This is a genomic window from Pedobacter sp. AK017, from assembly GCF_014200825.1.
Classification (GTDB): Bacteria; Bacteroidota; Bacteroidia; order Sphingobacteriales; family Sphingobacteriaceae; genus Pedobacter; species Pedobacter heparinus.
The window spans coordinates 80,624-105,627 of record NZ_JACHCW010000008.1 but is presented as its reverse complement, the minus strand read 5'-3'; the positions used below and the strand labels follow the sequence as shown (position 1 = coordinate 105,627).

The following is a 25,004-nucleotide window of genomic DNA, read 5'->3' as shown; positions in this document are numbered from 1 at the left end:
AGGTTATAATTTAAATTGTAAGGTCATGTAATAAGTACGCGGATCGGAAGGTAGTATTCCAGGCCCGGGATACCCATCTGCCCTGCGTGTAAAGTATTTTTCGTTCATCAGGTTATTGATGCTGCCCGACAGGGTAAACCATTTCCAGTTGTAACTGGCCGAAAAATCGACAATTTGGTAGGCAGGCACAATACCGTCTACCGCTGTTGGTGTACTTTCTGCATTGGTAGCATCAGAAAAATGTTGTGCTACGTAAGCATATTGTAAACTGGTATTAAATGTTTTATTCCCGAACGATAGCCCTGTACGAAACAATAGTGGTGGTACAAATTCTACTTCTTTATCTTTTATTGCTGTATTATCTGTATGGATATACCGCGCATTTATTAACGAAAAATTGGTATAAGCCATCAGTTTATACTTACTTGCACCTTGAGTAAAAGCCTTTAATAAATCAGCTTCTATCAAACTTTCGAAACCAATATTTCGGCTATCTGCTACGTTTGTTCTTAAACGGTATATCATATTGTTGGCATCGGTGGTAAAAACTGAGCCAATCCTGTCGTTGTATTTAAGATAAAATACACTTAAATCATAATACAGCCAATCTTTTAAATTCCCTCTTACACCACCATCAGCAGTGTAGCCTCTTTCATCTTTCAATAAAGAATCAACCCTTGCATTTTGATTCTGTACCCTTAAATCGGTAAAATTGATTGACCTGTAGTTTTGGGAAATATTGGCATAAAGTTCAATGGTAGGGTGTGGTTTATAAGAAGTGCCTATGCCAAAGAGAACAAATGAGCGTGGGTTGCTTTTGTTGTCTGTTCTTGTCAAATCGGGAACACCAAATTGAAATTGTGTGTAATTTCCTTTAGCGCCGGTATAAATATACTCGAATCGGGCACCGGGGGTAATACTCAATTTACTGGTTATCTGAAAAATGTTCTCCGCAAACAAGGCTAAATTTGTACCCGGAAACCGGAAATCGGACTTATTGGGTTGACTGTTTAAAAAGTTAAAATCAGGTCCTAATCCCCTATCTGCATCGCCCTGTTTTTTAAATGTTAACCCCTTATATGCTCTTGCACCTATGAGTAAACTGCTGGTCTGGTTGTTAAATAAACTGTATTGGTGCAATACCCTGAGTTCTGAACCGTAATTGTCATATTTATCAGCCATCAAATCCCTTGGTGTGCCTTCACCCGGATCAGGGCGATTGATATAGCTTAAAACCCCTAAGGCTTCCCTGCCAGCAGCTAAATGATAGTTTATCCAATTGAGTTTGGTATGCTCGCCGAGCTGGTAATCAAGGCTTAAGTTAAATAAATTCCATTTTACCTTAAACCAGTTTCTAGCCCTTACAGATACTGAAGGATCTGCTTCAAACTGTTCATCGGTTAAGCCTCCTGGTTGTTGTGCCAGGTAGTCCATATGGGTATATTCGGCAGTTAACTTTAGTTTGTTGGTAAAGGCATAATCTAGGTGGGCATAAGCGGTATTTTGGTCAAAGTGACCGTTTGGTCGCCAGCTATCACCCTTTTTATATTGATAAAAAGCATAATAATTTAGTTTTTTTACTTGTCCGCCAACGCTGTTAAAAGAGTTGAAAAAACCAAACGAGCCGAGGGTTTGCCTGCTTGTAAACTCAAGTTGCTTATCTGTAGGACCCTTTTTCATCTTAAAATTAATCATACCGCCAAATTGTGTACCGTATTGTAAGCTTGCGGCACCCCGTACAATTTCTATTCTATCTAAAGCTTCGGTTGGTGGGGTATAATAGCTTTCGGGATAGCCCAAAGCATCGGCACTAATATCATATCCGTTTTGCCTCATATTAAAGTTTGATACCCTGCTGGGGTTCAGGCCACGACCACCAATACCCAATTGTAGCCCAGCACCATCATACTCCCAGATATTCAGACCGGCAATCCGGGCGTATACCTGCCTTGCATTATTGGTAGCCAGGTTGGCATTGATGTTTTTTAAATTGATGACCTCAGTCTTTTTTCCGGCATAAATTGCAGTTCCTTCTACCTGCATCAGCTTATCGGCAACCCGATCGTTAACCCTGGTGACATCAACTTCATCCAACTGCACAGCTTGTGCTTCCTCAAGCGTTACAACAATATCAATGCTTTTATCTTTTATTTCAACAGTTTGATCAAAGCGCCTGGCTCCCGTAAAGGATACACGGACATGATATTTTCCGGATGGCAGTCCTTTAAAACTAAAGCCACCATTCGCATCACTTATTGTACGCTGATTTACTGTAGTTAAAGTTATGGTTGCACCTTCTGCTGCTGTTTCACGGAATTTAATTTTTCCGGATATTTCCAGTTGCTGTGCACGGATAAAAAAAGGCAGAAGACAAAAAAACAAGATGCCGGTTATTCTCATAAGTCGTGATTTATATTAAATGGCAAGATCCATTTGTAATGTTTAAAACTAAGTTGTTGATCGGCAAGGTTCACCTTGCTGTCAATAAACGGGGCAGACCTCCTGCCGTTCAGCGTTACATAAACTTCGCCATAAACCTGGGGTTTTTTGATTCCTCGCCGCACATAAACATCCGCAAGATAATGTGCGTACTTCAGGATCAGATCGGGCTGGGTACTCATCATTTTTTCCTGTTGCGTGGTCAGGAATTCTGAGTTATTAACTTCGTAACGATTTCCTGTCTGACTATCACGAATGGAGAATATCGCTGTCCCCACCTTTTCCATCAACATCACCCGCCAGGAAAACCGGTACCCCTCTTCAGTCCAGAACAAGGGGCCTGGATAAGCGAGGTATCGCATAGGCAAAACGATCTGAATAAGAAAAAACAAGCCGAAGATCCATAAGCGTTCATTTTGGTAAACCGGCTTGAAAAAAACAGATCTATTCTCAACACCAGAAAAGAGAGGGTTAAAAAAACGGATCAGCTTTAAATGAAAATCCCCACTAAAAAATACCAGGGTACAAACCATCATGATATAAGGGAACATGCCGATAGCCGGAAAAAATATGGCAGTAGCGATGTGAAATATCAGTACCATCAGGTACCCGATAAAACGGGTACGGCGGATCAATAAGAAGAAAACAATAAAAAGATCGTAAGCCGCTCCAAACCAGCTAAAAAAATAAGCCACCCATTCCTCATACATCAATGAACCAATTAAGGGAAGGTGGCTCTTTGTAGGCAGCCATATTTTCATAGGCTGGGCAGCCAGTAACCAGTCTGAATTTAACTTTGCCAATCCTGCAAAAAAATATACCAACCCAAGTTGAAGGCGGATAGACCCGACAGTCCACCTTGGAACCTCAGTAACCTTTAAGGCCGGATTAAATTTTACATCAAGAGAAAAAAAACGGCCTGCCGGAAGCCAGATCATTAAAAAACCGACTACGCTTATAAAGTAATAATGGTTAAGATAATAGGTAACATCAATTAACTCTACATAGGTAAACAGCAGAAAGAATGTAACCATTGCGAACCTGTAACAAAAGCCCAATGCAATGAACAAAGATGAAACTGCAATGGAAAAGAATACCAGGTGCATGCCAACATTCCCCAAAGGATGGATCCAGTCAAAGCCCATGAATGTAAAATGAAATGTCGGATCAACATATTGTGTGGTGATCCATCCCCTTATCCAGAAACGAATGGTACTTAACAACATCAAGATACCAAACAGCACCCTGAAAGTAACCAGAGGAGCAATAGATGTGGGTGATTTTATCCATTTTATGGCTTTGTTAATCGCCGTCATTATCTACATAAGAAATCTGTACGCCTAATTTAGATACCGCATCTGTTTTAATAAGCCTCAATAAAAGCTGTATTTCTTTGTTTGCATCTTCAATAGCGGGCTTATTGTTTGCTAATGCTGATGATAAGGGGGCCGGAATGGCTTTTAATTTTGAATCAACCACATTAAACTGATTTAATATTTCGTCTTTTAGCGATGTATTGCCAAGCGCTGCCAGCAAATCAGCAATTCCTTTACCACTGTTACCACCAGTAAACATATTTTTAAGGCTGTTCATGTTCTCAATGGCCAAATCAAGAGATAGACCGGAATAATAAGCTTCGCAAAGTTCGGGAAATTGAATACCCCCAGATTGGGTGCCAAAAGGCCATCCGATGCGTGGACCTTTAAGCATATCCATTTCGTAAGCAAACTGGTTTAGCAGGTAACTAATCGGACTGCCAGAGTTGCTTTGTGTGTTTGCTATAAACTGGCCACGGTAAGTATTTTTCCAGGTTGACAAAGTTTGATCTAAAAGAGATTTTATCCTGTTTAATACATCTTGTACATATTTTTTACGGTTGGCACTATTGGCATCTGTAAATTTTGCAAGGGCATCATTAGCGAAAAATAAGTAGTCTAAAGCCGGGAAACCTTGTTGGTGTACGGCCGAGTTTTGCACCAAATTCCAATTACCGCTGGCAATATTCTCTTCCATTATAGCCAGATCAGTTTTTTCACCAATTTTTTTCATTGTGTTGGCAGGTAGGGTATTGATAAAACCTACCAAAGAATTATCCCGGGAAGGACCAAATTCCAGTACAGAAATACGCTCGATCTGTAAATAAGTATCCTTAAAAACAATTTTTAACGCAGCCTGATTGGTTAGGTTCGGTGTAGCCAGAAAAGTATTTACGGAAGTTTGTAACCCTGTTAATTTTTGCTGTGCCTGCTCGTATGCCGGAATAATTAATTTATCGGCATAATTGGTTAACATTGTTGTTTTATCAAAACCATTTGTTGTTTTATCATCAGCAGGGTTACTTTTTTTAGAGCACGAAATGTAAAAGAGTATCAATAACATTGATAGAACAGCGATTCCCGGTTTATTTATTTTACCCATCATATTTTTTTTAAACTCAAAAACTCTCCGTACTTTATGGTACAGAGAGTTTTAATATCAATATATTTTAGCTGAATATTAAAGGCCGTATGTTGCTTTTAATATCCCCTGAGCTTCAACCAGTTTTGGATAGCCAGGCTCGTTTAACAATGTATAAAAGCTGGTGTTGATGATATCATTCAGCTTTGTGAAATTCGCTGCCGTAAGTTTACTGCTTGCGGGTCTGTATTTAAAAGCAGCGATGAAGCCCCAACCTTCAGATAAGGCGTGTAACTTAACACCTGGTAAGGCACCTAAACCAAGATCTCCGGTAGTAGGAGAGGTAACATATTCTAATGCAGCAGCAGCAGCTAATTGCTCCCATTTCTCTAAAATAATCTGGATCTGCTCGTCACGTACTTTAACATCTTTGGCACCAATAGCAGCTCTTCCTTTTAAAAAGGCATTAAAAATTACTTCACCAGCTTTAATACCTTTACCACGTTCGGCCAAATATCCACCCCAGGCCAAAGGTCTTTCGGCTGCCGGAAGTGTATTGGCATAAGTAATAGTAGGATCGTAATTTACAGGAACTCCCAAATAACCGAATGCTTCATCAAAATGTTGTTTTTGTAGCGCTATGGTAGCATCTGTTTTTACAGCAGTTAACAAATCAACAGCTTGCTTAAACAATAAACTTCCCATTAAGCCTTTTGCAATAGCCTGAGTATATTCTACACCTTTTGCATCAACAGCTATTTTACCAGTTGCTGTACGATTAACGAAACCTGCAGTTCCATTACTGGCAGCAATAGCTCCTAAAGACTGGCTAACGGTAACCAATCCATCAAAATAGGCTTTGTAGGTAGGACCATCGGTAATTTTTCCGGCTATATTTACGCCGGAAGTGTTCAGCGTAGCATCTGTAAAAGGATTGTTGGTGTTGTTCCAAAAATCGTTTGCCTTTGCAGCGGTTAAAGCCGCAGCACCGGTATTACCGGTTCCTGCATAAGTATTTTGTTCCAGCCACATTCTAACCCTGCTTGTAGAGCTTGCATAATTGGCATCACTGAAGTTATAAGTTGTCGGAACATCATAAGGAGGGATATCATCATTTTTGTCTTTCTTACAAGACGCAAGACCTACTACCGCCAGTGCAATGAACATAGAACTTTTGAAGTATTTATTTTTCATTTCTTATTGGATTATGTTATTTTTATAATATTGTTTGTATTAAGTCTAAATAAGTACTAATCTTGCAGCAAAGATGTAAGGAGATTCTAAAGAAGTTCTAAAGAATGAAAAAAAGTATCAAAGCATAAAAAAGAGGTCGGCAGTATGAAGTTATTATTGGTAGAAGATGAACCTGTGCTGGTTGAAGAAATGGAGCAGTACTTCAGGTCACATGGCTTTTCCTGCGACCAGGCAGTGACTTTTTCGCAGGCCGAAGACAAAATATTAAACAGCCGTTATGATGTGGTGGTGCTTGACATTACCTTACCGGATGGCACAGGTATGGACTTGATTGCCGACATCAGGCAACGGGACGCCGAAACGGGCATCGTGATCCTGTCGGCCCGGAATTCCCTGTCGGATAAGCTGGAGGGACTTGATCTGGGGGCCGATGATTACCTGACCAAACCTTTTTTTCTGGAAGAACTGAGTGCCAGGATCAATGCCCTTTACCGCCGCAAAACCCTCAGGGGTACAGTCGAGATCCTTTTTGATGATTTTACCATTGAACCCCTCGCTAAACTGTTCTTTTATCTTGGTGAGCCGGTATCATTAACTAAAAAAGAATTTGAAATGCTGGTTTACTTTGTGGTAAACAAAAACCGTGTATTGAGCAAAGCGTCCATTTCCGAGCATCTGTGGGGCGATCATTTCGATCAGCACGTAAATTTCGATACGCTTTATATGCACCTCACCAATCTGCGAAAAAAATTAACCCGGCTATCGGGCAAACACTATATCAAAACGGTTTATGGGATTGGTTATAAATTTACCTGCTGATGCGGCTGGTAACTAAAATAAGCCTGTACCATTTTCTGCTCAGCGCTGTCGTGTTGGGGCTTGCCGGGATCCTGCTGTTCATTTTTCTCAGAAATGAAATCTCCCGTGAGATAGAAGAACAACTGGAACTTCAGTTAGATATGGTTGCAGAAGAACTGGGCCGGGGGAAGCAGATTGATTTTCCTTTGGTTACAATCAGAAAAGATAACGAAAAGCTGATGCAGATGCCTAAAATGTTCAAAGATACACTGATCTATGATCATGTGCAGAAAGTAAATGAGGGGTACTATTATTTTGAGGAAAGCAAAAGGATAGGGAGAATGCCTTATCGGATCAGGGTGATGACTACTTACATAGGCTGGGAAAATTATTCTAAAACCATTGCTATTATTTTCATTTCCATTGCGGTAACCCTGGTTTTAATCGGAATACTTTTCAACTATTTTATCAGCCGGCAGATCTGGAGACCATTTCTGATCAATTTAAAACGTATGAAAGGTTATTCTGTAAGTTCAAAGGAAGAATTGCAGCTTATCCGTACCAATGTAACCGAATTTAAGGAAATGAATATGGTGCTTACCGACCTTGCGGCAAGGGGAAAAAGAGAGTATACAGCACTAAAAGAATTTACCGAAAATGCATCGCATGAAATACAAACCCCATTGAGCATTTTAAAGGCCCGGCTGGAAAGTATGAGCCAGATTGCGCTTGACGCGAACTTGGTTAAGCCGTTGAATGATGCAAAACTGGCAGTTACGCGTTTGAGTAAAGTGAATAAAGGTTTGTTGCTGCTGGCCAAGCTGGAAAATAATAGTTTTGCGGATAAGCAAAGCTTGCAACTGGATGAATTGCTGAAGAACAGTTATGAAATGATGGAAGACCTTTTTCAGCATAAAAATCTTTCTGTTAAATTTCAACTTAAGGATAAACAGGTATTTGCCAATCTGTTTTTAATGGAAGTACTGATTACTAACCTGCTTTCCAATCTTTTGTCGCACACGGCATCAGGTGCAAAAATAGGCATAGTATTAAATGATAAAGAATTTACTTTTTTGAATGAAGGCGCAGTTCTGGCATTTCCCGAATCGAAATTGTTTTCAAGATTCGGCAAGGGGGCACCCGGTTATAAGGGGAATGGCCTGGGTCTTTCCATCGTAAAGCAAATATGTGTATTAAATGACTGGCAGATTGGGTATACTTATCAGGATGGGATGCATGTTTTCAAGGTGCAGTTTTAGCTGTAACCAATAATTCTGGAATGGATTTGCGCAGCAATTCAATTACATTTTTTAATGCCGGGTTCCGGTTTGATGCTTTCCAGGCCACGTATAGCTCTGTTCTTTGGGGGATGTTTTTAAGTTCAATGAACCTGACGTTCAGGTTGTACCCGTATTGCAGGGAAGTGGGTACAATGGCAAGTCCCATTCCTTCTTCTACCAGTTTGAATATGGTTAAGGCATTTACAGACCGGTGAAAAACTTTGGGGCGAAAGCCATGGTCTTCACAGATACTGGTAATCAGGTCATGGTAAAAAGGACTGTCCTCACTGGAAAAAAATATAAAAGGCTCATTACCGAACTCAGCTATCCCCTTAAAATTAAGCTCATTTACGGGATGTTGCTTTGGAAGTACCAAAGAGAAGGTCTCTTGCTGAACCAGGTGCCGGGAAATCCCCTCAGGAAGACGGTGCAGCCGAACGAAACCCAGGTCTAATTTATCCTTTTCCAACAGCTCGATTTGCATTTTATTCGGCATTTCGTCTAAAATGGTCTGTATGCCGGGATATTCCTTATTTAAACCGAGTACCAGTTCCGGGACAATCTTTTGTGCTGCCGAACCCAAAAAGCCTATCCGGAGTTCAGTTTCCCTGCCCTGTCCAATGTTATCCAGCTGACGTTTGACGGTTTCGAGGTGGTTGAAAAGAAAATCTACCTCATCTTTTAAATATAAGCCGGCTGCAGTAAGTTCTACTTTTTTCTTGCTGCGGTCAAACAGGGCAACATTGAATATTTCTTCCATCTGCATGATCTGACGGCTAAGACCGGGCTGGGAGATAAACAGTCGCTCTGCGGCCTTTCTGAACTTCAGTTCTTCGGCCAGTACCTGGAAATATTTCAAGTGTCTGAGTTCTATCTGATAACCCATGGTTATTGTTTAATGATGTAAATGGTATTTATACGAATCAAAGATAGGGTTTATCTCTGTGTAAAAGATGGTAAAAATGAGTGCTAAACAGGTTTTTAATTACGGATCAGACTTCCTGACGGCCAGTAAGGCCCTGGAGATCAGCAGGGGTACGATAAGAGGTGTATTAAATCCGGATACCCGCATGAAGGTACAGGAAAGCAGCAGGATAGTGGGCGCAATTGCTTTGGCCGACAAAGCTGTTTACGGCATCAATACAGGCTTTGGTCCGCTGTGTACCACCATGATCTCTGCCGAAGATACCCGTAAATTGCAGGAAAATATTTTAAAGAGCCATGCTGTAGGCATTGGTGAACCCATAGATGAAGAACTCTCGAGATTGATGCTGGTGCTTAAATTGCATGCCCTGGCTATGGGTTATTCGGGTATACAGGAAAATACGCTGGATCGGATCATCTGGCATCTGGAATCCGGGGTGATACCTGTGGTACCTACACAGGGTTCTGTAGGTGCTTCCGGCGATCTGGCGCCTTTATCCCATCTTTTTCTTCCTTTAATTGGCCTCGGAAAAGTACATTATAAAGGGAAGATCATTTCAACAGAAAAGCTGTTGAAAGAACAGGGGCTAGAACCCATTGTACTGGCCGCAAAAGAAGGGCTGGCCTTAATCAATGGTACACAATTTATTGCTGTCCATGCAGTAAAAGTGGTTTCCCGTTTTCATAATGTGCTGGCTACAGCAGATATTGTTGCAGCAATGATGCTGGAAGGGTTAATGGGCTCTGCAAGACCTTTTGATGAACAGCTGCACCTGCTGCGGCCATATAAAGGCAACCAGCATGTTGCAGCCAATATCCGCAATTTGCTGACTGGTTCCGAAATTGTAAATGCGCATAGAGATTGTGCAAAAGTACAGGATCCGTATTCGTTGCGCTGTATCCCTCAGGTGCATGGTGCTTCAAGGAACGCATGGTTACATTTAAAGGAAATACTGGAGACAGAGATCAATTCGGTAACAGATAATCCGGTTATTTTTAGCGAAGAGCTGACCATAAGCGGTGGAAATTTTCATGGGCAGCCTATAGCTATGCCACTGGATTATGCTTGTTTGGCAGCTTCCGAGATGGGCAACATCTCAGATCGCCGGATCTATCTTTCGCTGGAAGGGAATACAGCGGCTGTGCCCAGGCTTTTGATGCGGGAAACGGGACTAAATTCAGGGTTTATGATCTTGCAATATACTTCGGCTGCTTTGGCAAGTGAAAATAAAGGCCTTTGTTTTCCAGCAAGTGCCGATAGTATTCCTACCTCATTGGGGCAGGAAGACCATGTAAGTATGGGTTCTATTAGTGGGCGTAAGGCACTACAGGTAATAGAAAATGTAGAAAAAATATTGGGTATAGAGCTTTTTTGTGCTGCACAGGCCATGGATTATCATGCGCCACTAAAATCGGGAAAGCTCATCAGCGCCATACATGATTTTGTACGTTCAAAAGTTGTTCACCTGGAGCAGGACCAGGTGATGTATGAAATGATGCAGACAACCATTGATCTGGTACAATCAGGAACGATCGTAAAGCTGGCCGAAGCTACTGCGGTTAAAGAACAGCTGATTTACAGTACTGCATTTCAAACACAATTTGAAACATTTTAGCTATGGACTTTAAAGCACAGATCTTACAGGGGATACCAAGGGCACTGCCTAAAAAAAAGGTTTATGATACGCAGGTAAACCACGCGCCTAAAAGAAAGGCCATTTTAACGAAGGAAGAAAAAAAACTTGCTTTACGCAATGCGCTGCGTTATTTCCCGGAAGGCTGGCATGCTGAACTGGCCACTGAGTTTTTAGCAGAACTGGAAACCTACGGACGCATTTATATGTACCGTTTCAGGCCGGATTATGAGATGTATGCCCGGCCAGTACAGGAGTATCCTTTTCAAAGTTTGCATGCTGCCTGTATACAGCTGATGATCCAAAATAATCTTGATCCGGCAATCGCCCAGCATCCGCATGAACTGATCACTTATGGTGGAAATGGCAGTGTTTTTCAAAACTGGGCACAATACCTGATCACAATGCAATACCTGGCCGGAATGACAGATGGCCAAACCTTAAATATCTATAGCGGGCACCCGCAGGGCTTGTTTCCTTCTTCGCCGGCAGCACCACGTGTAGTGGTCACAAATGGCATGATGATCCCGAATTATTCTTCGGCTGATGACCTGGAAAAATACAATGCCTTAGGGGTAACCCAATATGGGCAGATGACTGCCGGTTCATATATGTATATTGGTCCTCAGGGGATTGTGCATGGCACTACAATTACACTGATGAATGCTTTCAGGAGAAAACTGGGGATGTCAGAAAGCCCGGCAGGCCGGGTTTTTCTTACCGCAGGTTTAGGGGGCATGAGCGGCGCACAACCTAAAGCAGGAAATATCACAGGTTGTATTACCGTATGTGCTGAAATTAATCCTGAAGCGGCAAGAAAAAGGCATCAGCAAGGCTGGGTAGATGAGCTCATTTTCAATTTAGATGCTTTATTGCAAAGGGTAAAAGCAGCAAAGGAAATAAAAGAAACAGTATCGCTGGCTTATATTGGAAATGTGGTAGATGTTTGGGAAGGTTTTGATGCCGCAGGTGTTCTGGTAGAGATCGGATCCGACCAGACTTCGCTCCATAACCCCTGGTCTGGCGGCTACTATCCTGCAGGGCTTACTTATGCGGAAGCGAACCAGATGATGGCCGAAGCGCCTGCTCTTTTTAAAGAAAAGGTAGAGGCTTCATTGATCAGGCATGCTGCAGCCGTGAACCGGCATGTAAATAAGGGTACATATTTCTTTGACTATGGGAATGCCTTCCTGCTGGAATGCAGCAGGGCTGGAGCGGATGTAATGGCTGCTGATGGCGTAGATTTTAAATATCCTTCATATGTAGAAGATATTTTGGGGCCGATGTGTTTTGATTATGGTTTTGGCCCCTTCAGATGGGTGTGTACTTCGGGTGACCCTGAGGATCTGGTAACAACGGACGTGATTGCCATGGAGGTTTTGCAGGAGATCAGGGCAGAAGCCCCTGTTGAAATACAGCAGCAGCTGCAGGACAATATAACCTGGATCAGGGAAGCCGGGGCCAATAAGCTGGTGGTGGGTTCCCAGGCCAGGATTTTGTACGCAGATGCTGAAGGCAGGGCCAAAATAGCAGCGGCGTTTAATACCGCTGTTCAGGAAGGCAGGTTAAAAGCACCCATTGTTCTGGGCCGTGATCATCACGACGTGAGCGGCACAGATTCTCCTTTCAGGGAAACGAGTAACATTTACGATGGCAGTCGTTTTACGGCCGATATGGCTATTCAGAACGTTATTGGTGATAGTTTCAGGGGCGCTACCTGGGTGTCGGTCCATAATGGTGGTGGTGTAGGCTGGGGTGAAGTGATTAACGGAGGCTTTGGAATGGTACTGGATGGTACCGCTACAGCTGCTGAAAAACTGAAAAGTATGCTCTTTTTTGATGTAAACAATGGCATAGCAAGACGAAGCTGGGCCCGGAACAAAGAAGCCAGGTTTGCGATTGAAAGGGAAATGGGCAGGACGCCGGATTTAAATATTACCCTGCCAAACCTGGTTGACGATAACCTGCTGGATGCACTGGTTTAACTCAAAACAATTTCCCTGCACCTCTGTTGATAGCATTATAATAAGATGGCCAACAACCAAAAATCAATTTATAGTGCACTTGCTGCTAATTTGCTGATTGCAATAACAAAGTTTATTGCGGGGGCATTTACCAACAGTTCATCTATGATTTCTGAAGGTATACATTCGACAGTGGATACCACCAATCAGCTGCTGCTTTTGTATGGGTTAAAAAGGAGCAGAAAACCAGCAGATCAATATCATCCTTTCGGTTATGGAAAGGAACTTTATTTCTGGTCCTTTGTGGTTTCCATCCTGATATTCGGTTTGGGGGGCGCTTTGTCAATTTTTCAGGGAATTGTACACATCAGGGAACCGGAGCTGATGAAAGATCCAATCTGGAACTATGTGGTATTGGTCCTCTCCCTTATTTTTGAAGGTACATCTTTGTTCATCGCAGTTAAAGCGTTTAACAAGACCCGCAACGGGGCAGGGTGGTGGGACGCCATTATTAAAAGCAAGGACCCTTCCAGTTTTCTGGTTGTTTTTGAAGATGGGGCAGCAGTGGCAGGTTTAATCATTGTGATGATACTGATGGGCCTAAGCCATGCCTTGCAAATTCCGGAACTGGATGGACTGGCATCGGTCATTGTGGGCTTATTGCTGGTTTTTGTTTCTTTTATCCTGGCCAGGGAAAGCAGAAGTTTGCTCATGGGAGAAGGGATAGCTCCGGAAACCAGACAGAAGATTGCAGAACTTGCAGAAAAAGATGCAGCAGTGCTGAAAGTTAAAAATATACTTTCCACTTACCAGTCACCCGAGGAAGTTGTATTAATGCTCATCATAGATTTTGAAGATCATCTGGATACAGAGGAGATTACAGGGGCCATAGAACGCATTCGCGAAAACATAAAAAAAGAGTTTCAACTGGTCCGGTTTGTGCTTATTCAGCCGGAATAAGCTGGTACGGATAATCACTGCAAACCCTGGTTACGCCCAATGCCAGTACTTTTTCGATATCTTTTTTATTGTTCGTATTTCCGCACAACAGTTTTATTCCTTGTTGCTTACAGAAATCTACCACTTCTTTATTGATCAGGTTAGGTGACGGTGCATAATAATCCGGAAGGAAGCTCAGTTTTTTCATATTATCTGACAAGCTGCCTTTAACGGTAATGAGCATTACAGCAACTTTCGGGTAATCCCTTCTTACAATTTCAAGTGTTCTTGGATCGAAAGACTGGATAATTACCCTATCCTGCACTTTAGCTTTATAAATGACTTTCATTAGCCGTTTTACAAATTCTTCGGGCGCTGGCTGGTAAATGCCATCCCTGGCTTTGGATGTTTTGGTTTCTATATTGTAAACAGGTTTTTGATAGCCCTTCAATGTCGCATAGTGTTCAACCGAATCCAATAGTTCTTTCAATAAAGGCATGTGTGCTTTAAAATTCTTTTGCCCGGGAAAATCCTTGTGCTGTTTAGAACCAATGTCGTAAGTTTTAAGTACTTTATATTCCATCTGATAGATGGCCAGATTAGCTGCTTTAGGAATTTCTTTTCCGTCTTTGTCGAGGGTAATGAGATAGTCGAGTTTAGGATCATGAGACACTACTGCCTGTTTATCTTTGGTAAAGGTGATGTCGAATTCCAGTACATCAGCTTTAAGATCCAGGGCATTCTTCATGGCAGGGATTGTGCTTTCTGCCATCAATCCTCTAAAACCCCTGTGGGCATGCCATTCTGGTTTGGATTGTCCATATGCACAGTATAGGAAAAGACAAAAAGTAAAGGAAATTAAAAGTTTCTTTTTTAACATAGTGATAACATTGTGTGTGTGAAATCTGCTGCAATACTAGCTTTTTTTGTTGTTAAAAAATATTGTATTTTGTTATTTTTTGTTTAAAATTATATTAAATTCTACTTGCATTATGCTTCGTTTGTGAGGTGACAAGATTTTTGTGCCATGTATTTGTCGCGAATACCCCTCTTATTTGTCATGTTGAGACCGCATACGCGATGGGCTTTGCCCTTAAATTTGTAATACATATAAAGCGTAACAGATGACACTTCATAATAAAAATGCAGTAATCTATGGTGCAGGCGGATCAATAGGGGGAGCTGTTTCCCTTGCACTGGCTGCCGCAGGAGCGAGGGTGTTTCTTACCGGGCACCGGCTGGCTTCTCTTCAAAAGGTAGCAAAGGAGATTGAGGCTCTTGGCGGGCAGGCTGAAATAGCCGAAGTAAATGCCCTGGACCCAACAGCGATCAATGAGCATATCCATAGCGTAGTCCGTGAAGCGGGGAGTGTTGATCTCTCTTTTAACCTGATCAATACCCAGGATACCCAGGATATTCCCCTGGTAGAAATGTCACTGGATGATTTTACACGTCCCATCAATATCGCTATGGAAACTCACTTTTTAACCACAACAGCTGCGGCCAGGGTGATGATGAAACAGGGATCGGGGGTAATCCTTTCTCTTACAGCAACACCTGGAGGAACAGCTTATCCACTGGTTGGGGGCTTTGGTCCAGCCTGCTGTGCGCTTGAAGGTTTTTCCAGAGACCTGGCTACGGAACTTGGGCCACACGGGGTGCGGGTAGTGAACATCAGGTCGGCCGGATCACCGGATTCAAGACCATTTACGGAAGCACTCGCCAATGGGGGAGCTGAGGTTGCTGCCTTTATCAAAAAGCTGGAAGATGACACCATGCTTAAAAAGCTGCCCATGATGAAGGACATCGCTAATGTAGCTGTATTTCTGACTTCAGATTTGTCGGGAAAAATAACAGGGGTTACCATTGATGTAACTGCTGGCACCACAAATGCATTAAATTATAAAGCAGCAAGGGTACCTTTTGTTTTTAAATAGTTATTGACACTACAAATTTTCTTCAAAATTGTATATTAGCTTTGAAGCTGATTTTTTTGAAGATGATTAGATTGAAATGTCTCCTGTTACTGGGCCTGTGTTTTCCTTTATTAACCCTTGCCCGGCAAGCTGCCCCTATTGATACAACAGCTAAAAAAACGAGCTTTAAAATTGCCCCTTTTATCATTCCGGCCATTTTTTTAGGCTATGGGGCAATGGGCGGCGGCCATAATTTTGTTCATGACCTGGATGTAACAACAAGGAACGAACTTCAGGAAGATCATCCGCTGTTCTCTGTTCATGCAGATGATTTTATGCAATATGCACCGGCTGCGGCTGTTTATGCCTTAAATTTATCAGGAGTAAAGGGCAAACATAACCTGGTAGATGCAACAGGCATTTATGCCATTTCTTTTGGATTGATGAAAGCTTCAACGCTTATGGTGAAATCTGCTACAGGACGCCTGCGTCCCGATGGAAGCACTAACGATTCTTTTCCTTCGGGCCATACGGCAACTTCATTTGCTGCAGCCGAATTTCTGAAACAGGAGTATAAAGATGTTTCTCCCTGGATCGGTTATGCCGGCTATGCTGTAGCTGGTACAACCGGCATTTTCCGGTTGTACAACAACAGGCATTGGGTAAGCGATGTAGTGGCGGGTGCGGGCTTTGGTATCGTGTCAACCAAACTGAGCTACCTGGTATACCCTGCACTGAAAAAATTAATCAGTGGCAACAGATCAGCCAATTTTTCACTTGTACCAACCTATCAGGGCAAAGCGCCAGGTTTTTCATTTGCCAGCCGGTTTTAGGCTGCTGTGGCATTAATGTTTTAAATGGGCCATTCTTTTGTGATAAGCCCAGTATACAACTATCGGGTATACAAAAAGATTGAAGAATGTATTGGTAATCAGTCCGCCAATTACCACTATGGCCAGTGGTTTGGAAGCTTCCGAACCTATACCTGTTGATAAAGCAGCAGGCATCAGTCCTATAGCAGCCATCATCGCGGTCATAATTACCGGTCTTAACCTTGTGGCTACACCATCCCGTATGGCATCTGCAAAGGTCCAGGTCGGATGGTGCTTCAGCTCGGCCATATTGCTTTTGAACCTTGTAATCAGGATCACCCCATTTTGAACACAGATACCAAACAATGCAATAAACCCTATTCCTGCCGAGATGTTGAAGTTTACTTTGGTAATGAGCAGGGCAAGTATGCCGCCAACCATGGCAAAAGGTACGTTATTTAAAACAAGAAGCGCATCTTTTATATTTCCGAACAGCACAAACAGGATAAAAAAGATCAGCAGTAAACTGATCGGAACTGCGGTCGACAGTCTGGCCGTTGCCCTTTGCTGGTTCTCGAAATCGCCTGCCCATTCCAGCTTATATTCTTTTGGCAGTTTGATCTCTGCTGCTACTTTTTTTTGCGCTTCGGCTATGGTACTGCCCATATCCCGGCCGCGGATAGAAAATTTTATGGCACCATACCTTTGGTGTTTATCCCTGTAAATGATGCTTGGACCGGTGATCTTCCGGATAGTGGATATTTCACTGAGTGGTACTTTTGCCCCTGAAAGGGTAGGGATACGCAGGGCAGCTATTGAAGCCTCATCATTCCTGAAATCTTCAGGATAACGGATCCTGAGGTCAAATTTTCTTTCGCCCTCATAGATCTGGGTAGCCGCTTTACCGCCAATGGCCATTTCGATAATGGAGTTGGCATCTTCCGTGGTTACCCCATACAGAGCCATTTTGCTCTGGTCCAGGTTAATCCTGAGTTCCGGCTGGCCCAGGTTTCTTAAAATGCCAAGGTCTTCAATGCCGGGAACAGTTTTTAAAATGTGCGCTATTTTTTCTTCCTGTTGTTCTATAAAACTGAAATCATTGCCAAACATCTTTACCACAATAGAGCCTTTTACACCCGATACGGCTTCTTCAACGTTATCAGATATCGGCTGGGAAAAATTCAGGCTGATGCCGGGGTAACGTTTCAGCTTTTCCTGCATACGTTGTACCAGTTGTTCTTTGCTCTCTTTTCGTTTCCACTCCGATTTGGGATAAATATCTACCAGGAACTCCATATTATAAAAACCTGTGGCATCGGTACCATCGTTTGGCCTGCCTGTTTGCGACATCACCTGTTTTACTTCTTCAAAGCTCAAAAAGATCTTTCGCATCTCATTGCTCAGTTTTTTTGTTTCATTCAGGGAAACGCTAAGCGGGGCACTGGCCCTTACATAAATAGAGCCTTCATCCAATGAAGGCAGGAACTCAGTACCCAGGAACCTGAAACTGAAAAAACCGATGACCAAAACGACCAAAGCACTGATAAAAACAATTTTTCTGGCTTTAAATGCCCTGTTGTAAGTTTTCATTACCCCCCTGGTAAGATATTCCAGAAAGATATTGTGCTTTTCCTTTACATTTTTGTTTAGCAATACGCTGGCCATGGCAGGTACAAGGGTAAATGTCAATAACAAAGCACCCAGTAGGGCAAAACTTAAAGTCCAGGCCAGCGGAGAAAACATCTTGCCCTCTACTTTTTCGAAGGTGAAAATGGGCATCAGGCCGGTAATGATAATCAGTTTGGCAAAAAAGATGCCCTTGCCGTTTTCCAGGCAAGCTTTTTTGATGATGCCAAGTTTGCTCATGCGGTTGAATTTCTCTGTCCCATTTTTATGGGCACTATAGTCGAGCGCCACAAAAATCCCTTCTACCATGACTACTGCACCATCAATGATGATCCCGAAATCAATGGCACCCATAGAAAGGAGGTTGGCCGACATCCCCTTTAGCTTTAAGCAAATAAAAGCAAAAAGCAATGCAAGCGGGATAATCACTGAAACAATAAGTGTGGTACGCCAGTCGGCCATAAAAAGGAACACGATCAGTGTTACGAAGATGATACCCTCCAGCATATTGTGCATTACGGTATGGGTTGCAAAATTGACCAGATCTTCACGGTCATAAAACGGGCTTATTTTTACATCGCCCGGTAAAATGTTGTCATTAACATCTTTTATTTTCTCCTTCAGGGCGCGGATCACTTCGCTGGGGTTTTCGCCCTTACGCATCACCACAATACCCTCTACCACATCCGGATCACGGTCGCGGCCTACCTGTCCCAGGCGGGGAAGGGCAGCTTCTGTTACCTCGGCGATGGTTTTAACATACACAGGTGTCCCATGAAAATTATCTACAATAATGTTTTTAATTTCATCAATGTTATTGAGCACCCCTATACCCCTCACTACATAGGCCTGGCCACTTTGTTCTATTACATCACCTCCAACATTGATATTGCTTTTGGAAACAGCATTGAATAGCTCAGTAGCGGTTACGCCATATTGTAACGACTTTTGAGGGTCTACCGTAATCTGATAGGTTTTAACTTCGCCACCAAAACTAACCACATCGGCAATTCCCGGAACAGAGAGCAGCTCGCGTTGTACCACCCAGTCCTGCAGCGTTTTTAATTCCCTTACCGATTGCTTATCACTTTTTAGTGTATAGCGAAATATTTCGCCTGTAGGACCGTAAGGGGGCTGTACTTCGGGTCTGGCTCCAGATGGGAGGTCTGCCTCGTCAAGATGGTTGTTTACCTGTACGCGGGCAAACTGGTAATCAACATTGTCTTCAAATGTGATCTTTACCACCGATAAACCAAAGAGGGAAGAGGAGCGGATACTGGTCCTTTTTTCGGTAGGGTTCATGGCAATTTCCAGCGGACGTGAAACAAATTTTTCAACCTCTTCAGCACTTCTGCCAGGCCATTGGGTAATAATGGTGATATTGGTATTGGTCACATCAGGAAAAGCCTCAATAGTGGTATGCTTGAAGCTTAAATAACCGGCAAGGACCAGGATAAAAGTTGCAAAAAAAATGAAGTACTTATTCTTAAGGGCAAAATTTATGATAGACTTAATGAATTTATTCATTATAGCTTGTATTTAAAGGTGATGAATTTATGGTTTGAGGCTATCGTAAAGGAAGAGCTGTTTAGAAGCTACCACACGGTCGCCGGCATTCAGCCCTTTGCTCACATAAGCTTTGTCTTCAAATTTCCTGCCCAGCTCTATTTCCTGGATCCTGATTTTCTTTACTTTGTCCAGCACCAGTACAAAATATTTATTGTTGTCGAAAATGAGACAATTGGCATTTACCGAGGGTAAACTGGTCCCGTTTTTTGTATTGATCTGTACACTGGCCATCATGCCTGGTTTTAATAAATAACCGGGATTGTTGATCAGCACCCGTGCATTCATTACTTTACTGTCGTTGTCGAGCATGTTATAGATCTTACTGATCCTGCCTTTAAAAGGTTTGTCCGGATAGGAAAGAATGGAAATGTTCACTTCGTCACCTTCTTTTACCTTAGAAATGTCGCTTTCATAAATGTTGATCAGGGCCCATACATCGGAAAGGTCGGCCACCGTAAACAGGTTTTGGTTGTTGTCTGGCCTTACCTGCATGTTACTGGTTACATTTTTTTCGATGATAAAACCAGATAAAGGTGATCTTAAGGTATATATCCCATTTTTATTGCCCCCGTTGAGGTTCAGAATAGAACGGCTCCTTTTATCTTCAGCTTGTTTTACCAGCAGTTCATTTTTGGCCTGTTCCAGTTCCCGGGCTGATGCAAGGCCGCTATTGTACAGGTCTTCGGTAAGTTTCAGGTTGTGTTGTGCATTTCGTAATTCAGCCGAAGAGCTGATGGCCTCTTTGTCAAAGCCGGCCATTTCGGCACTGGTCATGGTAGCCAGTAACTGTCCCTTGTTTACACGGTCGCCCAGCTTTGCCGGTACATTTTGTAGCTGTCCGCTTACCATGGGGTATATTTTAGCCATTTTTTCTTCGTTGGCCGTAATTTTTGCCGAGAAGTTGATGTCGGTCTGGTTATCGGCACCTTTTACCGTATCTATCTGCAGTCTTTCCAGCACTGCGTCTGTCAGTTCAAACTTTTCATCTTTAGGCGTTTCATTTACCTGTTCTGTGCAGCTGGATAGGAACAGCGCAACAGACAAAGTGATGGACATACCGATGTTTTTTAATGTATTTTGCATGATGTGCGTTTATTTAAAAATGTTAGATCCGGTTACAAAATTGATTTCTTCTTTGGCGTTCATACGTTCGTATCTTAAGTTATTCATCTGCAGGGTGCTGGCCTTGTAGGAGTCGTAGAAGTCCAAAAACTCAATAAGGCTGATGTTTCGGTTTTTGAAATTTTTGATCACTTCGGCAATCAGCTTATCAAAATCAGCATTGAAATTCTTGTCAAAACCCTGATATAAGTTTTCGGTACGCAGGGCCGAGGTATAGCTGTTGTATACTTCATTTTCCAGTTGTGCATCCTGTTGCTTCAATTGGGTTTTCCCGGCTTCCAGGGCAATCCTGGCTTTTTTAAGTTCTCCCTGGTTGCGGTTGAACAGTGGCAAGGGCATTTTAATGCCTATACCCGTATAGTTTTCGGGATAACTTCCTTTCATATCATAACTCAGTGAAAGCTCTACATCGGGTACGGCATTGGCCTTTTGTAATCTGAGGTTGTTTTCTGCATAGGTAATTCCGCTTTTAGCCAGCTGCAGGTCTGCACGGTTGTTTCGTGCCGAATCCAGTAAATTGGTATATACCTGTTTGTCAGGTTGATAGTTTTGCTCTTCCTCCGGAGATACAAGCAGCAACAGATCGGAATTTGCCGGCAGGCTGATCAGTATTTTAAGTTCCGTTTGTGAATCTTCAATTTCATTCATCAGGGTGCTGTACTCACCTTGCAAGGTATAAAGCAGAGATCTGATCCTGATGATGTCTTTAAGGGCTACATTGCCCAGTTTTAACTGTTGCTCATTGGCGCTTAGCAGCAGCTTTAACGAGTTGATCTGTTGTTCGTAAACTTTGGCCGACTGCTGGTTGTAATAGGTTTTGTAGAAAGTAGAACTGAGGTTAAAGCGCAGGCTACGCATCAGGTCAAAGTACTGATATTCGGCCATTTTAACCCCGGATGCGGCCAGCTGGATGTTTTTATTCCGCTTCCCTGCCAGCCTGATCAGTTGTGATACCGAGGCCTGGTACTGGCCGGTGGCCCAGCTTGTACCCAGAAATCTCCTGGTTTCAGGATTGTACAACAGGTTTTCATAACTGATTTCAGGATTGTCAAACAAGCGGGCAGTAATTACTTCGGCCCGGGCCTGATCGGTTTGGTATTGCTGAACAAGGAGCTGATAGTTATTTTGTACAAAAAGTTTTTCAGCCTCTTTTAAACTGAGCTGAATGGTATTTTGCGACTGGGCTGTTACAGTTACCGCTGTAAGCAACAGCAACAGTATGCTCAACAGGATTTTGCGTTTTAACGATATGCGGACCATTTGTATAGTGTTTGGTCAAACCTATCGCTATAGCATTAAACAAAAATTAAAGTGAAATTAAAACGGGATTAAAGTTTAGGGAAAACCACCTTAATGGTAGTGCCATGGCCTTTTTCCGACATTACACTGATTTGGCCTTTATAAAGAGTAATGATTTTATGGGCCATATAAAGCCCCATGCCATTTCCCCTGTGCCTGCTTTCTGTGGCAGCACTGTAAAAGGGCTTAAATATTTCTGTAAATGCGTCTTCTGCTATGCCGGGCCCTTGGTCTGTAAAAGAAAGTTCAATTGCTGTGTCCTGCATATCAAGCAGGCAATAGACGGGTTTGTTGTCCGAAAACTTAAAAGCATTGGATATGATGTTATTGAGTGCAATATGAAGCAGAACAGGGTTGGCTTTAATCAGCAGTTCACGCTCATTTTCAGGAAGGTTCCGCATGTCGATCCGGAGGTTAAGTGCGGCCGACTGCTTCCATTCATTTTGCAGTGTCCATAAGGTTTCATCAATGCGGACCGGGCTAAGCTGTGATGAGGCAAATTCCAGATCGGTCTGCGCAAGGTTCACCAATCCTGTAATAATACCTTCCATCTTTTCGGCATCTTCCAGTACAGAACTTAAGGCTTTACGGTAATCCTGTTTTTCCCTTTCCTGAGAAAGGGAAAGCTCGGCAGAAATGATCATCCTGGTAATGGGTGTCCTCAGCTCATGCGAAGCATTGGCCACAAAGGTTCTTTGCAATACAAAAGCCTGTTCCAGGTGCTCCATCAGGTTATTGAAATTTTGGGCCAGTAAGTTAATTTCATCTTTGTTTTTCCCTTCATGCACCCTGAAATGAAGATTACTGGATTTAATCTGTTTTACCTCCTCAATAAAATGTGCCAAAGGGCTTAAGATCTTGTTGGCAATCCAGCGGCCCGACAGCAGCAGTCCGATAACTACGATCACAAAGATGATCAGCATGATCCTGCGCAATTTATCAAGGCGGTAATGGGTGCTTTGGTCTACTGCCGAAGCAATGATCACAAAATCGCCCTGGTTATCTTTATAGTAAATGCCCACAACCTGTCTTTCTCCGTCTTTAAACCTCAATTTACCCGCATCTCTTACTTTATTGATGGTGCTATTGCTCCAGTATTGCTGGTCATCGCCAATAAATGCCGCAGTATTTTTTGAATTATAGATCCTGATCACCTCTCCGTTTAATTTTTCCAGGTACATGCTTCTTACCTTATTGAGCGAGTCCTGCGAAATTTCATCCGCCTCCAGGTACAGCTTTGCCGTAACCATGGTACGGTCGGTTAGGCGGGCAAAAAAATCAGCCTCCAGAAATTTAAGGAAGGTAAAATAAATGGCCGATAAGATGACCATCATGATCAGCGTGCTGCTTAAGGTAAAATATAAGGCAAGACGGTCTTTTATCTTCATGCCTGCTATTTAAGGATATAACCCATATTTATTTTGGTGTGGATCACTTTTCTGTCAAATCCCTTTTCAATTTTATTGCGCAGAAAATTTACATATACATCAATCACATTGGTGCCGGTATCAAAGTTAATGTCCCATGCGTTTTCAGCAATATACTGTCTGGACAAGAGCCTGTTGGGGTTTCGTAAAAATAATTCAAGAAGTGTAAACTCTTTTGCCGTAAGCTCAATATTGATGCCGGCCCTTTTTACCTCTTTGCTGTAGGTATTTAAAGTAATGTTTTCAAAAGTAAGTTCATGTTGGTGTTGCTTTTGGATAGTACCGGTGCTGTACCTGCGTAAAAGCGCTTCAATTCTGGCAAGCAGCTCTTTAAAATGGAAAGGCTTGGCCAGGTAATCATCGGCACCCGCCTTTAAACCCATTACCTTATCGTCTACCGTACTCAGTGCGGTAAGCATCAGGATGGGCAGGTTTTTATGGCTGCTGCGGAGTTGCCTGCAAAGCTCTATTCCATTAAGTCCCGGCATCATAATATCCAGAATAACAAGGTCAAAATGGTTTATGCCAAAACTTTCCAATGCCTGCTGTCCATCGGCAATACTGGTTATTTCATAGCCTTGTTCTTCCAGCCCGCTTTTAATCAGATCGGCTATTTTAGGGTCATCTTCTGCTAATCCAATCTTAAACATATTTCCAAATATAAAAGGACGGAATGTAAGTGCCTTAAATAGTGATCCCGAGTTTATTGATTAAATAATCGCGGGTAATCTGGCCACTTTCCAGGGGCGTGCGGCCTTTTACCGGAACTGCATCCAGTTCAACAATAGCATATTTACTGTAATTAATTGCTTTTAAGGCCGAAAATACCGCAGGCAGATCAACACGCCCCTGCCCAAGCTCTACAAATATAAAACCTTTGGCGTCGCTGGTATCTTTTACGTCTTTAATGTGCAGGCATTCCAAACGGTCTTTATAATTTTTTATGGCCGTTACAGGGTCTCCGCCACCTTGCTGATAATGACCGATATCCAGCAAAAGCTTCACTAATTTCGGATCTGTATGCTTTAAGATCACGTCCACTTCTTCAGGGGTTTGTCCCAGTTGCCCCATGTGGTTATGATAAGTTGTTTTTATGCCAATAGCAGCAGTGCGTTTGCCGATCTCATTTAATAGTTTAGCGTATTTTACAAGGTCTTCATTGCTTACCTCACCAGTTTTAGGTCTTGATGAATTGGTCAGCTGAATGCTGCTGCCCCCTAAAATTTTTACAAAACGGGCACTTTCAACATGCTTGGCAATTTCGGCCTCATCGTTTCCGGTATTGATATTGGCATTGCCACTCGAATACATGGCCAGCTTCAGTTTTGCCGCTTTCAGCAGCTGGATCAATTCTTCAGGTTTCTGTCCAAATTCTGTAAAGGCATTTGCCCTCAGCTGAATTCCCTTAAATCCAAGTGAAGAAATGTCAAGAATGGATTGTTTGATATCATTGCCCCAGGTAATTGCGGCATACCCATATTGAATTGCCGGAGCAGGCAATGTTGAGGCCAGTAAATCAGAGGATGCGAGTAATGGACTGGCTGATAAAAGACCGATTTGGGTCAGAAAACTGCGGCGTGATTGTTTCATGAGGTTCTTTTTTGTAATTAAGTATGCGCTGAAATGAATTTAGCTGCAGGCAAATTATGTTTTTTTAGGGTATA

The 25,004-nt window shown here is 42.6% G+C and carries 19 protein-coding genes; 7 read left to right on the top strand and 12 right to left on the bottom strand.

What is annotated here, in order from left to right; translation table 11 throughout:
* Positions 1 to 3: 3 nt before the first annotated feature.
* The 4 genes from HDC92_RS12935 to HDC92_RS12920 all read right to left on the bottom strand — a co-directional run bounded on the left by HDC92_RS12935 (position 4) and on the right by HDC92_RS12920 (position 6,030).
* The gene (locus tag HDC92_RS12935; protein WP_183875070.1) at positions 4 to 2,400 is read right to left on the bottom strand and encodes a TonB-dependent receptor; all 2,397 of its coding nucleotides are present in this window, start codon (positions 2,398 to 2,400) and stop codon (positions 4 to 6) included.
* Positions 2,397 to 3,755 (bottom strand): HTTM domain-containing protein, encoded by a 1,359-nt coding sequence (locus HDC92_RS12930; protein WP_183875068.1) that lies wholly within the window; start codon positions 3,753 to 3,755, stop codon positions 2,397 to 2,399. The genes HDC92_RS12935 and HDC92_RS12930 overlap by 4 nt, the downstream gene beginning before the upstream one ends.
* Positions 3,742 to 4,731 carry an imelysin family protein gene (locus tag HDC92_RS12925; protein WP_183875066.1) on the bottom strand — a complete coding sequence of 330 codons (990 nt, stop codon included), beginning with the start codon at positions 4,729 to 4,731 and terminating at the stop codon, positions 3,742 to 3,744. Before HDC92_RS12925 ends, HDC92_RS12930 begins: the two co-directional genes overlap by 14 nt.
* 204 nt (positions 4,732 to 4,935) lie before the next feature.
* The gene (locus HDC92_RS12920) at positions 4,936 to 6,030 is read right to left on the bottom strand and encodes a DUF4856 domain-containing protein (protein WP_183875064.1); all 1,095 of its coding nucleotides are present in this window, start codon (positions 6,028 to 6,030) and stop codon (positions 4,936 to 4,938) included.
* A gap of 144 nt (positions 6,031 to 6,174) precedes the next feature.
* Between HDC92_RS12920 and HDC92_RS12915 the strand changes: the two genes are divergently transcribed.
* Together HDC92_RS12915 and HDC92_RS12910 are read left to right on the top strand one after the other, a co-directional pair.
* On the top strand, positions 6,175 to 6,849 hold the full coding sequence (locus HDC92_RS12915; RefSeq protein WP_183875062.1) for a response regulator transcription factor: 675 nt from the start codon (positions 6,175 to 6,177) through the stop codon (positions 6,847 to 6,849).
* On the top strand, positions 6,849 to 8,087 hold the full coding sequence (locus HDC92_RS12910; RefSeq protein ID WP_183875060.1) for a sensor histidine kinase: 1,239 nt from the start codon (positions 6,849 to 6,851) through the stop codon (positions 8,085 to 8,087). The genes HDC92_RS12915 and HDC92_RS12910 overlap by 1 nt, the downstream gene beginning before the upstream one ends.
* On the opposite strand, the gene HDC92_RS12905 is transcribed toward HDC92_RS12910, so the two are convergent.
* Positions 8,071 to 8,994, bottom strand: a complete 924-nt coding sequence (locus HDC92_RS12905) for a LysR substrate-binding domain-containing protein (RefSeq protein ID WP_183875058.1) — start codon at positions 8,992 to 8,994, stop codon at positions 8,071 to 8,073. The genes HDC92_RS12910 and HDC92_RS12905 overlap by 17 nt on opposite strands.
* A 76-nt stretch (positions 8,995 to 9,070) precedes the next feature.
* Between HDC92_RS12905 and hutH the strand changes: the two genes are divergently transcribed.
* From hutH to HDC92_RS12890, 3 genes are read left to right on the top strand one after another with little or no spacing between them, the layout of a single operon-like run.
* The gene (hutH, locus tag HDC92_RS12900; protein ID WP_255484524.1) at positions 9,071 to 10,648 is read left to right on the top strand and encodes a histidine ammonia-lyase; all 1,578 of its coding nucleotides are present in this window, start codon (positions 9,071 to 9,073) and stop codon (positions 10,646 to 10,648) included.
* Positions 10,649 to 10,650: 2 nt separating this feature from the next.
* Complete coding sequence (locus tag HDC92_RS12895; RefSeq protein ID WP_183875054.1) at positions 10,651 to 12,651, top strand: urocanate hydratase; 2,001 nt, start codon at positions 10,651 to 10,653, stop codon at positions 12,649 to 12,651.
* A 45-nt stretch (positions 12,652 to 12,696) separates the two neighbouring features.
* Positions 12,697 to 13,590 (top strand): cation diffusion facilitator family transporter, encoded by an 894-nt coding sequence (locus HDC92_RS12890; RefSeq protein WP_183875052.1) that lies wholly within the window; start codon positions 12,697 to 12,699, stop codon positions 13,588 to 13,590.
* Here the strand turns inward: HDC92_RS12890 and HDC92_RS12885 are convergent.
* A complete protein-coding gene (locus tag HDC92_RS12885) occupies positions 13,574 to 14,449 on the bottom strand; it encodes a glycerophosphodiester phosphodiesterase (protein ID WP_183875050.1) in 876 nt (291 codons plus the stop codon). The two genes, HDC92_RS12890 and HDC92_RS12885, sit on opposite strands and share 17 nt — an antisense overlap.
* Positions 14,450 to 14,693: 244 nt before the next feature.
* Here HDC92_RS12885 and HDC92_RS12880 point away from each other — a divergent pair, with 244 nt between their 5' ends.
* Positions 14,694 to 15,506, top strand: coding sequence for an SDR family NAD(P)-dependent oxidoreductase (locus HDC92_RS12880; RefSeq protein ID WP_183875048.1), 813 nt, complete (start codon positions 14,694 to 14,696; stop codon positions 15,504 to 15,506).
* Positions 15,507 to 15,568: 62 nt separating this feature from the next.
* Positions 15,569 to 16,318: a phosphatase PAP2 family protein gene (locus HDC92_RS12875; protein WP_183875046.1), complete on the top strand. Its 750-nt coding sequence runs from the start codon at positions 15,569 to 15,571 to the stop codon at positions 16,316 to 16,318.
* 12 nt (positions 16,319 to 16,330) lie between these two features.
* On the opposite strand, the gene HDC92_RS12870 is transcribed toward HDC92_RS12875, so the two are convergent.
* The 6 genes from HDC92_RS12870 to HDC92_RS12845 all read right to left on the bottom strand — a co-directional run bounded on the left by HDC92_RS12870 (position 16,331) and on the right by HDC92_RS12845 (position 24,930).
* Positions 16,331 to 19,450 carry an efflux RND transporter permease subunit gene (locus tag HDC92_RS12870; RefSeq protein ID WP_183875044.1) on the bottom strand — a complete coding sequence of 1,040 codons (3,120 nt, stop codon included), beginning with the start codon at positions 19,448 to 19,450 and terminating at the stop codon, positions 16,331 to 16,333.
* A gap of 27 nt (positions 19,451 to 19,477) precedes the next feature.
* Positions 19,478 to 20,575 carry an efflux RND transporter periplasmic adaptor subunit gene (locus HDC92_RS12865; protein ID WP_183875041.1) on the bottom strand — a complete coding sequence of 366 codons (1,098 nt, stop codon included), beginning with the start codon at positions 20,573 to 20,575 and terminating at the stop codon, positions 19,478 to 19,480.
* Positions 20,576 to 20,584: 9 nt separating this feature from the next.
* Entirely contained in the window at positions 20,585 to 21,874 is a 1,290-nt protein-coding gene (locus tag HDC92_RS12860) for a TolC family protein (protein ID WP_183875039.1), read from the bottom strand.
* Between the two features lie 68 nt (positions 21,875 to 21,942).
* Positions 21,943 to 23,301: an ATP-binding protein gene (locus tag HDC92_RS12855; protein WP_183875037.1), complete on the bottom strand. Its 1,359-nt coding sequence runs from the start codon at positions 23,299 to 23,301 to the stop codon at positions 21,943 to 21,945.
* 5 nt (positions 23,302 to 23,306) lie between these two features.
* A complete protein-coding gene (locus HDC92_RS12850; RefSeq protein ID WP_183875035.1) occupies positions 23,307 to 23,990 on the bottom strand; it encodes a response regulator transcription factor in 684 nt (227 codons plus the stop codon).
* A gap of 34 nt (positions 23,991 to 24,024) precedes the next feature.
* Positions 24,025 to 24,930: a sugar phosphate isomerase/epimerase family protein gene (locus tag HDC92_RS12845; protein WP_183875033.1), complete on the bottom strand. Its 906-nt coding sequence runs from the start codon at positions 24,928 to 24,930 to the stop codon at positions 24,025 to 24,027.
* Between the last annotated feature and the right edge of the window lie 74 nt (positions 24,931 to 25,004).

Excerpts from the sequence above, each read along its gene's own strand:
- HDC92_RS12935 (WP_183875070.1), bottom strand. The coding sequence starts at position 2,400 with ATGAGAATAACCGGCATCTTGTTTTTTTGTCTTCTGCCTTTTTTTATC.
- HDC92_RS12930 (WP_183875068.1), bottom strand. The coding sequence starts at position 3,755 with ATGACGGCGATTAACAAAGCCATAAAATGGATAAAATCACCCACATCT.
- HDC92_RS12925 (WP_183875066.1), bottom strand. The coding sequence starts at position 4,731 with ATGTTAACCAATTATGCCGATAAATTAATTATTCCGGCATACGAGCAG.
- HDC92_RS12920 (WP_183875064.1), bottom strand. The coding sequence starts at position 6,030 with ATGAAAAATAAATACTTCAAAAGTTCTATGTTCATTGCACTGGCGGTA.
- HDC92_RS12915 (WP_183875062.1), top strand. The coding sequence starts at position 6,175 with ATGAAGTTATTATTGGTAGAAGATGAACCTGTGCTGGTTGAAGAAATG.
- HDC92_RS12910 (WP_183875060.1), top strand. The coding sequence starts at position 6,849 with ATGCGGCTGGTAACTAAAATAAGCCTGTACCATTTTCTGCTCAGCGCT.
- HDC92_RS12905 (WP_183875058.1), bottom strand. The coding sequence starts at position 8,994 with ATGGGTTATCAGATAGAACTCAGACACTTGAAATATTTCCAGGTACTG.
- hutH (WP_255484524.1), top strand. The coding sequence starts at position 9,071 with ATGAGTGCTAAACAGGTTTTTAATTACGGATCAGACTTCCTGACGGCC.
- HDC92_RS12895 (WP_183875054.1), top strand. The coding sequence starts at position 10,651 with ATGGACTTTAAAGCACAGATCTTACAGGGGATACCAAGGGCACTGCCT.
- HDC92_RS12890 (WP_183875052.1), top strand. The coding sequence starts at position 12,697 with ATGGCCAACAACCAAAAATCAATTTATAGTGCACTTGCTGCTAATTTG.
- HDC92_RS12885 (WP_183875050.1), bottom strand. The coding sequence starts at position 14,449 with ATGTTAAAAAAGAAACTTTTAATTTCCTTTACTTTTTGTCTTTTCCTA.
- HDC92_RS12880 (WP_183875048.1), top strand. The coding sequence starts at position 14,694 with ATGACACTTCATAATAAAAATGCAGTAATCTATGGTGCAGGCGGATCA.
- HDC92_RS12875 (WP_183875046.1), top strand. The coding sequence starts at position 15,569 with ATGATTAGATTGAAATGTCTCCTGTTACTGGGCCTGTGTTTTCCTTTA.
- HDC92_RS12870 (WP_183875044.1), bottom strand. The coding sequence starts at position 19,450 with ATGAATAAATTCATTAAGTCTATCATAAATTTTGCCCTTAAGAATAAG.
- HDC92_RS12865 (WP_183875041.1), bottom strand. The coding sequence starts at position 20,575 with ATGCAAAATACATTAAAAAACATCGGTATGTCCATCACTTTGTCTGTT.
- HDC92_RS12860 (WP_183875039.1), bottom strand. The coding sequence starts at position 21,874 with ATGGTCCGCATATCGTTAAAACGCAAAATCCTGTTGAGCATACTGTTG.
- HDC92_RS12855 (WP_183875037.1), bottom strand. The coding sequence starts at position 23,301 with ATGAAGATAAAAGACCGTCTTGCCTTATATTTTACCTTAAGCAGCACG.
- HDC92_RS12850 (WP_183875035.1), bottom strand. The coding sequence starts at position 23,990 with ATGTTTAAGATTGGATTAGCAGAAGATGACCCTAAAATAGCCGATCTG.
- HDC92_RS12845 (WP_183875033.1), bottom strand. The coding sequence starts at position 24,930 with ATGAAACAATCACGCCGCAGTTTTCTGACCCAAATCGGTCTTTTATCA.